Origin of the sequence: Thalassolituus sp. UBA2590 (assembly GCF_002339775.1) — a bacterium.
Classification (GTDB): domain Bacteria; phylum Pseudomonadota; class Gammaproteobacteria; order Pseudomonadales; family Oceanobacteraceae; genus Thalassolituus.
Genome location: NZ_DDKU01000078.1, coordinates 34,785 through 47,676, shown reverse-complemented (window position 1 = coordinate 47,676; position 12,892 = coordinate 34,785). Strand labels below are relative to the sequence as shown.

Sequence of the window (12,892 nt, the reverse complement as noted above, 5' to 3'; positions counted from 1 at the left end):
GAAGGCGAGCACCTGATTCTGGAACTCGAGCGAGCTGGTGCTGATAACCCAGTACTGGTGCGGAATACGATCCTGTACGTGACTGAACAGCACAAAGACTGGCCTGCGCCCTTCGAGAAGAAAGTCATCAGCAATAAGCAGATGTCTCAGTTATCGGACACGAAGTCACCGCAAGGTATGATCGCCGTTGTAAATATGGCAGACCTGTCTCCTGCGTCAGCGCCTGAGCTTAAGTCTGTCTACCTTCACGAAATTCAGGACCCGGGGAATCTGGGCACCATCATCCGCACTCTCGGCTGGTTTGGTGGTTTCCGCCTGCTGCTCAGCCCCAACAGCGTTGATCCATATAACCCGAAGGTGGTTCGTTCCAGTATGGGTGCCATATTCCATGTCCCGATGGAACTTGATGTCGACCTGATGTCTCTGCCCAACCGCTTCCGCAATATCGCCACGCTGGATATGCATGGAGAGCACATGAGTCACTCTTCGTTCAGGGGCTGCGACTGCTATGTCTTCGGCAATGAAGCCAGAGGCGTACCGCGCGAAGCACTCGAAACGATTGATCCGCATACCTTCACAATCAACGGCTGTGGCGCCATCGAATCTCTGAATCTTGCAACAGCGGTTAATATGGCGGCGTACGAGATCAACCGTCTCTGACTCTTTACAGTTTTATCTGATCATAATCCGCCCGACGGCGTTGCCCATTTCCGGTACTTGAGGGACAATAGCGCCCCTTTTTCGGCTGCCCCTGATGATGGTTGCCGACAATGCTAAGCAATCGTGATCAGGAGTCGTTACATGACCACCCGTACCGAACTGGCAAATGCCATCCGCGCACTCAGCATGGACGCCGTGCAGAAAGCCAAGTCAGGACACCCAGGCGCCCCGATGGGCATGGCAGACATCGCCGAAGTTCTCTGGAACGACTATCTGAAACACAACCCGGAGAATCCTGAATGGGCCGACCGCGACCGTTTTATTCTGTCTAACGGTCACGGCTCTATGCTGATTTATTCCCTGCTGCACCTCAGCGGTTACGATCTGTCGATCGACGATCTGAAAAACTTCCGTCAGCTGCACTCCAAAACTCCGGGTCACCCTGAGTACGGTTACGCACCTGGCATCGAAACCACCACGGGTCCACTGGGTCAGGGCATCGCCAACGGCGTCGGTATGGCACTGGCAGAGAAAGTTCTGGCAGGTCAGTTCAACCGTGAAGGCCACGAAATCGTTGACCACAACACCTACGTGTTCCTGGGCGACGGCTGCATGATGGAAGGTATCTCCCACGAAGCCTGCTCTCTGGCTGGCACACTGGGGCTGGGAAAACTGATTGCCTTCTACGATGACAACGGCATTTCTATTGATGGTGAAGTCGAAGGCTGGTTCACCGACGATACGGTTAAGCGTTTCGAGTCCTACGGCTGGCAGGTGATTCCTAAGGTCAATGGCCATGATCCTGAAGAGATCAAGCAGGCTATCGACACCGCACGTGCGAACAGCGATCAGCCAACCCTGATCTGCTGCAAAACCATCATTGGCTTCGGTTCACCGAACAAAGAAGGTAAAGAAGAGTGCCACGGCGCGCCTCTTGGCGACGACGAAATCGCGCTGACCCGCGAGCGTCTGGGCTGGAAACACGGTTCTTTCGAAATTCCTGAAAACGTATACGAAGGCTGGAGCGCGAAAGAAAAAGGCGCTGCGGCAGAATTCGCCTGGAACGACAAGCTCGCTGCTTATGAAGCTGCCTACCCAGAACTTGCAGCTGAGTATAAGCGTCGCATCGCGGGTGACCTTCCTGCAGACTTCGCGGCTCAGGCCGATGCCTACATCCGCGAATGTCAGGAAAAAGGCGAAACCGTTGCTTCACGTAAAGCTTCTCAGAACACACTCAACGCCTTCGGCCCTATGCTGCCTGAATTCCTCGGCGGCTCAGCTGACCTCGCAGGTTCTAACCTGACCCTCTGGAATGGCTGCAAAGGCGTCAGCGGTCTGGACGCGTCCGGCAACTACATTTTCTATGGCGTGCGTGAATTCGCCATGAGCGCCATGATGAACGGCATTGCCCTGCACAAAGGTTTCGTACCGTACGGCGCCACCTTCCTGATGTTTATGGAATACGCACGTAATGCCGTACGCATGGCTGCCCTGATGAAGCAGCGTTCAATCTTCGTCTACACCCACGACTCCATCGGTCTGGGCGAAGATGGCCCGACTCACCAGCCAGTTGAACAGGTAGCCAACCTGCGTAACACGCCAAACCTGCAGACCTGGCGTCCGTGCGACACCGTTGAATCTGCAGTGGCTTGGAAATCGGCAGTTGAACGCAAAGACGGTCCTTCAGCCCTGATTTTCTCTCGTCAGGGCCTGCCACATCAGGAACGCAACGCCGAGCAGGTTGAAGCGATCGCCCGCGGCGGTTACATCCTGAAAGACTGTGCAGGCACGCCGGATGCCATCATCATCGCCACCGGTTCTGAAGTCTCTCTGGCGGTCGAAGCGGCTGAGAAGCTGAGCGACAAGAACATCCGCGTTGTTTCAATGCCTTCTGCCGAAGTCTTCTGTGCCCAGGGCGCTGAGTACATGGAGCAGGTACTGCCAGCCGCCGTTACTGCTCGCGTTGCGGTTGAAGCTCTGCACAAAGACTACTGGTACAAGTTTGTCGGTCTGAACGGCGCCATTGTTGGCATGGACACCTTTGGTGAATCCGCACCAGCAGGCGAACTGTTCAAAGAGTTCGGCATCACCACTGACGCAGTCGTTGATGCAGTAAACGGCCTGCTGTAACTGCTTACTAAGTAGTACTCAAAGCCGTTAAAAAACCGGGCAATTCGCCCGGTTTTTTATGTCAATCCATCCCTCGTCGTCAAAAGCCAGTCAGTCGTATTGACTGCCGTGATAAGCTCTACTCAAACACTAATAAGGAAATATCCGTGTCCAGAGTCATCAGCCTCACAATACTTCTCTCACTTCTTAGTTCACCCTTCGTACTTTCAGATACTGACAGTGATGGAGATCTTATATGGGACGTCACCGATAATTGCCCTGATATCGCGAATGCTGAGCAACAGGACTATGATTCAGATGGCGAAGGAGACGCATGCGACAGCGATATAGACAACGACGGACTCACGAATGAGGAAGAAAGCAACTTCGGTTCTGATTCCTACAATTCTAACGACTACGCCATGGACAGTGATAACGACGGATTCGGCAACCTGTTAGAGGTGATCGTTGGCTCTGATCCACTCTCTTCTGAATCCCAGCCGGTCATTCCAGGCAGCTATGATGTTGACCTGACCCAGAATCCGGATGATTTACCCCTAGGCCTACAATCTGGTCAGCTGTCTGAGACACCAAATGGAATTCAGCTCAGTCTGCTGAGGTCGGCGACCGATGAATATGAACATTTAACCGGTAAGCTGGCTTTGGCAACCAACTTCTCAGAGGAAACTCTTGTCAACATAGTCGCTGAACTCGATAGCCCCGAAGGAGCTGGTGCCTCAACCAGTATTTTCATTAATGAGACAGAGTACGGCGATTTCATACAGAGTGATTCAGGCGAGTTTGTCGTAGCTGCGAGAATCAGCGCTGGCCCGAGAATAGTTACTCTCAATTACTCTGCGTCAACATTTGGTGATGATGTCGCCCCCACACTTGTTCTAAAGAGGGTGCTGACTGGACAGGATACCGACGACGATTATCTGCTTATTCCTCTCGACGGCTGCCCGCTTGAGAGGTCTGGACTTTCAGACAGCGACGGCGACGGCCTGCAAGACGAGTGCGATTACGACGAAGCGGATTCAGACATAGACGGGGTTCCCGATGGCGGTGATAATTGCCCCGAAGTACCTAATCCTCTTCAGGAAGCTCTGATTGAAGAATACGATTTCTTTGGCGATGCCTGTAACCCCGATGACGACTTTGATGGTATTCCAGATGCTATTGAAGATCAGCTGGATTACCGGGACTCCAAAGGCGGAGATCTTCAGCTACACGAGAATGGTTTTCTAATCCATATTGTTGATATAGACACCGACGGTGATGGCGCAAATGATGTCTACGAAATAAATACAGGAACAGACCCGTTCACTGCCAATAACTTCGGTACGATCTCTTTAGCCGACTATGTACCTTTGGGCAATATTGAGTACACCTACCGCGCTCGTGTTTCACTCAGCCCGCCACAATACAACGAAGATGTCACTACAACTGTCAGCGAAGACTCACCTAGGGTTTATAAGAACACTAGCTATGGCTTGTTCGGTGAGGGGAGTCATTACTACCGGATAGGTAAAGATGGTATCTACCTAAAAAGCCTGTACCGAGATTACTTTATTGAAGGTGATTTGAATTTCGGCGTCGAAGAGATTGATTTATTACACCTGCCTTTCGAGCTTCAGGAGGGAGGAACTGTTGCAGCTTCTGGCGATTCAAAATGCACTCATGAGCACTGCTTGAATCACTTCGTGTACATGATTGATAAAGGTGAAATGAACTTTAACGGGGAAATTAGAGAATACATAACTCTCGTATCCTCAGTATTTCATCGCAGCATGTATTATATCTACCTCAAAGATATCGGGCTTTACGGCACGCATTTCATGAATCTGGTCGACTATAAGATAAACAGTCGGGTTGATGTCGAGGCGGTTGCCGCAGCTCTGCCGGATGAAGAACAGACAGAGAGTGTAGAGACAGAGCCCTCTTCCGGTGGCGGCGGTGGTGGCGCGGTCAACCTTTTCTGGCTGGTACTCGCTTTTCTTAGCCTGCTGGCACGTCGGCGCTCAACAGTCTGAGACCGCAAGCAAACTGTTATAAAACCGGGCAATTCGCCCGGTTTTTTTATGCCTGCCAGTTTTTACACTGACAGAACCAGTCAGCAACCCTCTTTAATCAACCCGCACAAAAATACTGCTTTCCCACCCCTTGCTAAACAGGCCACAGGGTATATCCTGAATGAGTACCGGCTAATGAGAATTGATAACGTTATCAATGAAATATTTTCTTATTTTCATGCTCGCGGCTTGTTCTGCTCAGGTTGTCGCTGAACCGAAAATATTTGGCTTAGTCGCTAAGAGTACTTCTGACCCGAACTTTGTACTGGCCTGGAATGCATGCGACAAAGCAGCGCGGAAGGAAGGTAATTTCTGCGAGCTACTGGGCTCCCCAGAACCAGCGAATGCTCACTTACAGGCCAGAGCAATTGAGGCGGCGCTCACCAGTGAGCGCTACGCTGCGATTGCTGTTTCGGTGACGCAGTCTTCTTTCATTGCAGACCGGCTGACTCAGGCCAGCATTCCAGTCATGACGTTTGACTCCCCCTTCAAAAAGGAGGAAAAGCTCGCCTCACTCCCATACGTCGGCGCAGACAACGAAGCCTTTGGTCGTGACCTCGGTAGGCTTGCGCTTGCAACGGCTCCCGAGGCTGGCAGCATCTGTATCATGACGGTGGATCACGACCCGAACCTCGCAATTCGTGTCGATGCGCTGCGTCGCTATCTCGCTGGCGATCACCCGCTTAAGTCCGGCCAGCATTTATCGGGCGAAGGTGGCTGGACGGAACCGACCCGTTGCCCAAAACTTCCTAACGCCCATCACAGAGAAGCATTGCATCAGTTAACAGGTATCCTTCGTGATATTCAGCCTGACCTTCTGGTCTCAGTCGGGCATTGGCCAATCGTCAACGAACGTGCATTTATTGCAACGATGTCCGCTCTCGGAGACGAACAGCTAAATACGCAGATTATTGCGGGTGTCGGCAAGATCAGCACCGGGCACAGAGAGATGTTGCGTCAGGGATTACTGCAAGGATTAGTAAGCATCGACTTCGAAAATATGGGGCACCTTGTGTACGAGCAACTCAAACGCCTGTCTCAAAACGAAGATGTGCCAGCAGTCACTTATACGACAAGTATTCTCGTGCCAGCTCAATCTCCGTCGGATGACCCAACACTGAAGGCAGAGTAACGGTGACTTCCTCACCCGGAAGGTTAAGTACCAGCTTACACGCCACCAGTAACTGGTGGCTGGCACCGAGCTCCCGAAGATCCTCAGCCGACAGAGGTGAGCCCAATCGCTTCAGATAGAAGCGGCCATCATGTGAATAGATCTTATCGCCAACAATTGGATGTCCCTGCGCTGCGAGGTGAGCACGAATCTGGTGCTTGCGACCGGTATGAATCCGGCACCGGATTAAAGCGCTCTCCCCCTCCTTTTCGATAACATCAAATTCCGAGTGACACTGTTTCACGCTTCGGTATACGGCAGAATCAGCGTCAGAGACAGGATACATACGTGTCCTGATTTCGCTGTCTACTCGCTCTGACAAGGGAGTAAAATCTTCCAGGTGCTCCCAGGAAGGTGCTCCCCAAACGCGCGCATAATACTCCTTAACACCCACCAGCCGGTTCAGGCGTTTCTTCCAGCGTCGGTCTGCAGCCTCATGTTTTGCAATAAGAATGAGTCCTGCAGTCTCTGCATCAAGCCGATGCATCAGGCGCGCATCACGCCAGGGGGTATGCCTGCGTATTTCTGAGATCAAAGTACCGAATAAGTTACGGGTGGTGCGGCTTACGGGCAATTGGTGGGGTTTAAATATTACCATCAGATCGTGGCGCTCCCAGACGATCTGCCATCGGACGGATACCGCATCTTCCTGGTGATCTTCCAGCAGAACTGAGAGCTCGCCGCTACCTGGTAAGTACTCAATTTCGTTCAAAGGCGTACAGCCCAGAGTGGCTCTGGCAAGAAGTTGAGTACGTTCGTACTCCGAATGCCGGGGAAGCAGCCAGAGCAGGAAGTCATCAGGCGTTCGCCCTTCGTCCGCTGCGCACAAAGTCGCCTTCAATCGATAACTCATAGATGGGTCAGCCCCGCCCAGACACTGTAGATAAAAAGGTAGCGCAGTGCCTTACCGATAAAAATAAGTACAAAAGAAGACTTCCACGGCAGCTTCGCGACACCGGCCAGCCCAACGAGGATATCACCCAGCAAAGGCACCCAGCTGAACAATAACGACCAACGGCCGTAACGCGCAAAAAGGCTCTCGGCAACTTGGAAGCGGCGCGGTAACTCGTGTGAACGCTCATAGAGCTTCCTTCCACCCACCCCCAACGCAAAGGTTAGCCAGCCCCCTACTGTATTCCCGATAATCGCAGCAGTAGTAACCAGCCAGGCAACCGCGCCTTGCTCCAGCAATAACACCAGATACCACTCGGACCCGACAGGAAGGATTGAGCCCGCGGCCAGCGCCAGCAAGAACATAAGGCTGGCTTCTGCTATAACTTCAAAAAAGTCCCTTTCGACCATAGTGATAATACAGGTGTCTGATAAAATAAGACCCAATTTTACCAGTCAGGGCGTCTACGGTCGCCAACATTGCGGATATCAGAGGCCAACATGCTGCAGTCGTTGTTTAAAGAGAAGTACGGCATTCCACTGGATGAGATCAAGCGTCGCCACGCTTACGCTGATTCTAAGTTCATTCAGGTTCAGGGAATGGATGTGCATTACCGTGATGTTGGTGAAGGCCCTGTGCTCATTCTGTTACACGGCATGTTTTCATCACTGCACACATGGGAAGAGTGGATTGATACCCTGAAAGAAGACTTCCGGGTAATCGCTCTCGATGCACCAAACTATGGCTTAACTGGTGCGCACCCTAAAGGCATGTTTAAACATATCTACAGTGACTTCCTGAACGACTTTACCGATGCTCTCGGCATCAGTGAGTGCATGCTTGCAGGTAACTCGCTAGGCGGCTGGATGAGCTGGGAGTTTGCGGGCCGTTATCCGGAGAAAGTCAAAAAAGTTATCCTTATCGACTCGGCCGGTTTTCTGTTCGTTACACCATGGCTCCTGATATCGCTGGCCTTGCCCGGTGCAACCTTCTTAAGCCAGACCGTGAAGTATCCTAAAGCTGCATTCTGGGCGGTAATCAAAGATGTGTACGGTGATCGCTCTAAGGTCAAAAAAGAAAAAGTAGATCTCTATTACGACCTGTCGATGCGGGAAGGCAACCGGGCTGCTTCTGCACGTGTTGTTCATTACATACGAAATATTGGTGGTTTCCGTACCGGCTATATGAAAAACATGAATCAACCGACACTGATTATGTGGGGTAAAAAAGACCGCTGGATTCCTCTTCGCCACGTAAAATCTTTCATGAAGAAAATCCGTAATTCAGAGTCTGTTATTTATGACGACGCAGGTCATATGCCAATGGAAGAAATTCCGGAAATCAGCGTAAAAGATGCCCGCGAATTTTTATTGAGACCCTGAAACCAGTACGCTAAAGAGCGAATTAATTTCCAGAGTGAAGGGCGGCGATCATATCGGTTGCTGCCCGCTCATCGCCTGCCGACCAGTTTCTCAGGTACGAAAGGTCTTCTGAAAAATCAGCCAATCCGATCGACGATGTCACAGGCTTAACAGGCTGAGACTCAATGTATCGGTATTCACCGCGTTTCAGTTTCAATGCTTTCATACAGGCAGAGTCATAACGTGGGCTATCAACACGGTTAACCACCCACCACTCGGCTTGCAAGTGGTCATGGGTAATGTCGAGTAAGACAAACCCGCGATAATAAAAATCGATAAATTCCAGATGAGGCATCACCTGCATTAACGAAGAGCCCGCTAACGCAGCCGTTGTTTTATTACTGATTCCCGGCGATGTCACCGCGGGTGTGACTAATTCGAAGCCTATCGGAGTGTCGATTGAAGTGAATGGGTCATCATTCAGTGTCATAGCCCAACCTGAGTGAATATCGCCGGTCAGCACACCAAAATTTTCTACATTGTGCCGGCGAATACAATCGAATAAGCGACGACGTGCCGCAGGATAACCATCCCACTGATCGTAATTAAATGGCTGCTCCGCCAGTCCGAATTGCGCCATCATCACTTGCTGACCCAGCAGCTTCCAGGTGACCCCCTCCTGCTGTGCTGAAGCCAACCGGGTCTCCAGCCAGGCTTCCTGTTCTGCACCTAGCAAGGTTCTCTCTTCCGCATTGATTGCGTCGGGGGTTTCCGCCGGTGCATCCCGTCCTGCAAGGCGGGTGTCCAGCACCGAGAGATCCAGAAGGTTACCGAAGCGGTATCCGCGATACAGAGCCAGTCGGCCGGTGTGGCTGATTTCGCGAACCGGCATCCATTCGTAATAAGCCTGTACCGCTGCACTTAAGCGCTGCCCCCACTCACCCTGTATTAACGAGTGATTAGCAGCACCGCCCTGCCACGCATTATTCGCTACTTCATGATCGTCCCAGATGGCAATGAAAGCATGCTGGCGGTGCACTGCCTGAAGATCTTTGTCCGCCTTATAACAGGCATGCCGGGCCCGGTAATCTTCCAGCGACACGGTTTCACCTAAGGGCTCGTTAACCCGACCTGAAGCTAACGATTCTTCAATATTGGCGTATTCATAGATGTAGTCGCCCAGGTGCAGAACCACATCGAGGTCATGACGATGTGACAGTTCGCGATATACATTGAAATAGCCTGCGGCGTAATTTGAACAGGAGGTAAAGGCAAGCCTGAGGTGATCGACGTTCCCTTCTGGCAGTGTCCGGAATCGACCGGTATCAGACCAGTGCCCGCGGGCGTAAAACGCATAGAAGTAGGTTTTGCCCGGGAGCAAACCACGAACATCATGTTTAACAGTAAAGTCCCGCTCTGCTGAAGCCAGACCCTCTCCTGAGGCAACAATACCCTGAAGAGAGCGATCGGTTGCTACTACCCACCGATATGGCACAAGATCCCGGTCGCCGTCAGGGCTAATTCGCGTCCAGAGAATAATAGCGTCGGTCAGAGGGTCACCACTGGCAATGCCGTGGCGAAAAGGAAATCCAGCCTGTTTTCTCTGATCTTTACCGCCGGGGAACAGAAAACCACTGGCGAGACTATCAATCAGAAACTCCCTGCGAGACAGAGGCATATCGTCGGCTCATTCTGTGACTGACGCGCACAGTAAACCCTCTGCAAATGACAGTCAGATGGCCCCCATCTGACAAAACGATGACAATTTCGCAGTCAATGCTGTCGCTATTCAACCTACCGGTCACACCAAGAGACGGGCATTCTTCTGCAGAACAGAAAATAAAGGAAAGCAGCATGTCATTGATGCGTTACCTGGGCCTGACGAAACTGAGTACAGCAGAGCTGGCCGAGATCTATACCAACGATAACTCCCGATTCTTCCATTACCGTGGTGACAATATTCATTACCGGGTTGAGGGAAGTCAGGACGAAAACGCACCAGTCCTCATCATGCTGCATGGCATCATGGCCTCGCTCCAGACCTGGGATGGCTGGGTTGAGCACCTGAAGGGGAAGTACCGGATTGTTCGCCTTGATGTGCCTGGCTTCGGCCTCAGCGGTGCTATCAGTGACGGTGATACCTCCATCGAAGGAATTGTCGACCGTATCAATGCGCTGCTGGAGCACCTGAAGCTGGAGAAGGCTGTACTGGTAGGAAACTCGCTAGGTGGCTATATCTCCTGGAGCTTCGCGGCAGAGCACCCTGAAAAAGTTCAGGCGCTCGTACTTCTGGATGCAGCGGGCTACCCGATGCAGCTTCCTCTGATCATGAAGCTTTTCACAACCCCCTACCTGCGCCACCTTGTGCGGGTAGCAACGCCTCAGTTTGTCGTGAGATACATTCTCGGTGAGGTTTACGGGGACAAGCGACGCATAGCGGAAGAAAAAATACCGTGTTATCAGGATATGATGCTGCACAAAGGCAATCCGTTATCGCTGCTGAAAATCTTTGAGGAGCTCGACAATATGACGCCTGAGAGAGTTTCTGACGTAACCGCCCCCACTCTGATTCAGTGGGGTGAGAAAGACATCTGGATCACGCCGAAGAACGCGCCACTGTTTCATCGGGACATCAAAGGGTCAGAATTGATTACTTACCCTGGTGTCGGTCATGTACCGATGGAAGAAATTCCGGAACAGTCTGTGAAAGACGCCGAAGAGTTTCTGTCACGCGTTCTCTGAATCTGAATGTGCCGCCTCGTCAATACAAAGATGAGGCTGGCCGAAGACAGACAGGATGAATAAAGCGGAATCAGATAAGCGATGCATGGTGCTGGCCCTGTATTAACGTTTTTCACAGTTAACCGTGTATCAGCACCAAACAGAAACAGATATTAACTAATGGCCCGATAGCAAATTCTGATCAAGGCTTATTAGTTATTCTTGTTTATTCCTGGCTACTCTTAGCTGCTTTTTACTGGTCCAACAAAATAGTGAGCCAAGCGGTTGCCGGCAATCAGCGCCCCAACAAAAATAAGTACGCTCTCATTACCAGACAATACGTCAACCAGCGCGGGCCCCGGGCAGAGCCCGACCAGCCCCCAACCTATTCCAAACATAGCGGCACCAGCAACCAAACGAAGGTCAATATCCTGAAGACTTGGCAGGTGAAAACTCGAAGCGAACAGAGGTTTAGTCCGGGCTTTACTTAGTTGAAAGACGATGAAGAAGGTCACCACTGCGGCGCCCATCACTGCGATTAATTCCGGCTGCCAGCTCCCGAATACATCCAGAAATGCCCGGACTTTCTGTGGATCATTCATACCTGAGACCAACAGGCCAAGTCCAAAAAGGAGACCACTCAGAAAAGGGATAATGTACTTCATAGACTCAGCCCCACTGCATTCATGATCGCGACGGTCACAATACCGGCTGCGATAAAGGTCAGTGTCGCGACGAATGAGCGGAACGAAAGCCGGCCCATGCCGCACACTCCATGACCACTGGTACAGCCATTGCCAATATAGGTACCAAACCCCACAAGGAGCCCTGCAGTAATCAGAAGCCCTGTGCTATCAGTGATGTTTATCGGAGTTGAATAACCGGCCGCCTGCACGACCGGCCAGGCAACCAATAGCCCGACCAGAAACGCAAGTGCCCAATGGCGCCCTGAGTCCATAACCAGAAACAAACTGGAAAGCACCCCGGTCATACCACTGATGCGACCGATGCCCACCCAGAGCAAAGACGCGGCGGCACCGATCAGAAAGCCACCGCCAATTTCATCCCACATTCTGCCTCCCAAGGCCCAGAATAAAAGCGGCTTAGTTTACCCGAACCCTGTATATCTGTCCGGTTCTGTTACCCTTGTTATACTCCTATACTACTAAGCGAATACCCAGAAACAGGAAATAACGATGTCTGCAGTACTGATGCATAGCCAGGAAGGTACGCCCCTTCACCTGATCGAGAAAGAGCACTACGCCAACTGGCTCGATAGTCAGCCGGAACACGTCAAACAATGGCTTCTGCATTCGGGCTATGCTGGCTCCGGCCACACCATCATTCCAGCAACAGACGGAAGCATTGATAGCGTTTTGTGCGTGGTTGAATCTACCGAAGATTTCTTCGTCTGTGGCAACCTTTCCAGTGCATTGCCAGCTGGAACATACACTCCCGTTTCTGACCTTTCCGATGAAAGCCTGCTGGCTCTTGCCTTCGGCTGGGGCGTCGGTGCCTACCGCTTCGATCGCTATACAGAGAAGCCTGCTATCACCGCAAAACTGGCTTTGAATAACGAAGCTATCATTGAGGAAGCTGGCCGCTTAATAGAAGGTACTAAACGCGTTCGAGACCTGATCAATACACCTGCGTCTGACATGATGCCGCAGAACATTTCGTCAGCGGTTCATTCAATGGCCGATGAATTCGGAGCAAAGGTCCGGGACATCGTGGGCTCAGAACTTCTTGAGCAGAACTACCCCATGATCCACGCGGTAGGCCGCGCCAGCGAGCATGACCCTCGCCTGATTGATATGACCTGGGGAGATCCAGACCACCCTAAGGTCACGTTAGTAGGTAAAGGTATCTGCTTCGACAGTGGCGGTCTGAATATGAAACCTGGCGA

The 12,892-nt window shown here is 51.7% G+C and carries 11 protein-coding genes and 1 pseudogene; 7 read left to right on the top strand and 5 right to left on the bottom strand.

Annotated elements, in window-relative coordinates; all coding sequences use genetic code 11:
• The 4 genes from B2067_RS07675 to B2067_RS07660 all read left to right on the top strand — a co-directional run.
• Positions 1-660 (top strand): TrmH family RNA methyltransferase (locus B2067_RS07675; RefSeq protein WP_301388006.1); only part of this gene is annotated, 660 nt, incomplete at its 5' end.
• Positions 661-801: 141 nt separating this feature from the next.
• Entirely contained in the window at positions 802-2,790 is a 1,989-nt protein-coding gene (gene tkt, locus B2067_RS07670; protein ID WP_301388005.1) for a transketolase, read from the top strand.
• A 146-nt stretch (positions 2,791-2,936) separates the two neighbouring features.
• Entirely contained in the window at positions 2,937-4,802 is a 1,866-nt protein-coding gene (locus B2067_RS07665) for a thrombospondin type 3 repeat-containing protein (protein ID WP_301388004.1), read from the top strand.
• A 196-nt stretch (positions 4,803-4,998) separates the two neighbouring features.
• Positions 4,999-5,973 carry a substrate-binding domain-containing protein gene (locus B2067_RS07660; RefSeq protein ID WP_301388002.1) on the top strand — a complete coding sequence of 325 codons (975 nt, stop codon included), beginning with the start codon at positions 4,999-5,001 and terminating at the stop codon, positions 5,971-5,973.
• Here B2067_RS07660 and B2067_RS07655 read toward each other — a convergent pair.
• Positions 5,903-6,865, bottom strand: coding sequence for an RluA family pseudouridine synthase (locus B2067_RS07655; RefSeq protein WP_301388001.1), 963 nt, complete (start codon positions 6,863-6,865; stop codon positions 5,903-5,905). The genes B2067_RS07660 and B2067_RS07655 overlap by 71 nt on opposite strands.
• Complete coding sequence (locus tag B2067_RS07650; RefSeq protein ID WP_301387999.1) at positions 6,862-7,269, bottom strand: YqaA family protein; 408 nt, start codon at positions 7,267-7,269, stop codon at positions 6,862-6,864. The genes B2067_RS07655 and B2067_RS07650 overlap by 4 nt, the downstream gene beginning before the upstream one ends.
• Before the next feature lie 135 nt (positions 7,270-7,404).
• Here B2067_RS07650 and B2067_RS07645 point away from each other — a divergent pair, with 135 nt between their 5' ends.
• Positions 7,405-8,286, top strand: coding sequence for an alpha/beta fold hydrolase (locus tag B2067_RS07645; protein ID WP_076515661.1), 882 nt, complete (start codon positions 7,405-7,407; stop codon positions 8,284-8,286).
• Between the two features lie 22 nt (positions 8,287-8,308).
• Here the strand turns inward: B2067_RS07645 and B2067_RS07640 are convergent, their stop codons facing one another.
• Positions 8,309-9,943, bottom strand: coding sequence for an alkaline phosphatase D family protein (locus B2067_RS07640; RefSeq protein WP_301387998.1), 1,635 nt, complete (start codon positions 9,941-9,943; stop codon positions 8,309-8,311).
• Positions 9,944-10,119: 176 nt separating this feature from the next.
• Between B2067_RS07640 and B2067_RS07635 the strand changes: the two genes are divergently transcribed.
• Positions 10,120-11,007, top strand: coding sequence for an alpha/beta fold hydrolase (locus tag B2067_RS07635; protein ID WP_068444051.1), 888 nt, complete (start codon positions 10,120-10,122; stop codon positions 11,005-11,007).
• A 221-nt stretch (positions 11,008-11,228) separates the two neighbouring features.
• On the opposite strand, the gene B2067_RS07630 is transcribed toward B2067_RS07635, so the two are convergent.
• Together B2067_RS07630 and B2067_RS07625 are read right to left on the bottom strand one after the other, a co-directional pair.
• Positions 11,229-11,651 carry a DUF6691 family protein gene (locus B2067_RS07630; protein WP_301387996.1) on the bottom strand — a complete coding sequence of 141 codons (423 nt, stop codon included), beginning with the start codon at positions 11,649-11,651 and terminating at the stop codon, positions 11,229-11,231.
• Positions 11,648-12,058, bottom strand: a complete 411-nt coding sequence (locus B2067_RS07625; RefSeq protein WP_301387994.1) for a YeeE/YedE family protein — start codon at positions 12,056-12,058, stop codon at positions 11,648-11,650. Before B2067_RS07625 ends, B2067_RS07630 begins: the two co-directional genes overlap by 4 nt.
• Positions 12,059-12,182: 124 nt before the next feature.
• Between B2067_RS07625 and B2067_RS07620 the strand changes: the two are divergent.
• Positions 12,183-12,892: pseudogene (locus B2067_RS07620) on the top strand (leucyl aminopeptidase family protein); the annotation flags it as partial.

Bases quoted from the DNA above. Each gene is read 5' to 3' on its own strand.
- tkt (WP_301388005.1), top strand. From the start codon at position 802: ATGACCACCCGTACCGAACTGGCAAATGCCATCCGCGCACTCAGCATG.
- B2067_RS07660 (WP_301388002.1), top strand. From the start codon at position 4,999: ATGAAATATTTTCTTATTTTCATGCTCGCGGCTTGTTCTGCTCAGGTT.
- B2067_RS07655 (WP_301388001.1), bottom strand. From the start codon at position 6,865: ATGAGTTATCGATTGAAGGCGACTTTGTGCGCAGCGGACGAAGGGCGA.
- B2067_RS07650 (WP_301387999.1), bottom strand. From the start codon at position 7,269: ATGTTCTTGCTGGCGCTGGCCGCGGGCTCAATCCTTCCTGTCGGGTCC.
- B2067_RS07645 (WP_076515661.1), top strand. From the start codon at position 7,405: ATGCTGCAGTCGTTGTTTAAAGAGAAGTACGGCATTCCACTGGATGAG.
- B2067_RS07640 (WP_301387998.1), bottom strand. From the start codon at position 9,943: ATGCCTCTGTCTCGCAGGGAGTTTCTGATTGATAGTCTCGCCAGTGGT.
- B2067_RS07635 (WP_068444051.1), top strand. From the start codon at position 10,120: ATGTCATTGATGCGTTACCTGGGCCTGACGAAACTGAGTACAGCAGAG.
- B2067_RS07630 (WP_301387996.1), bottom strand. From the start codon at position 11,651: ATGAAGTACATTATCCCTTTTCTGAGTGGTCTCCTTTTTGGACTTGGC.
- B2067_RS07625 (WP_301387994.1), bottom strand. From the start codon at position 12,058: ATGTGGGATGAAATTGGCGGTGGCTTTCTGATCGGTGCCGCCGCGTCT.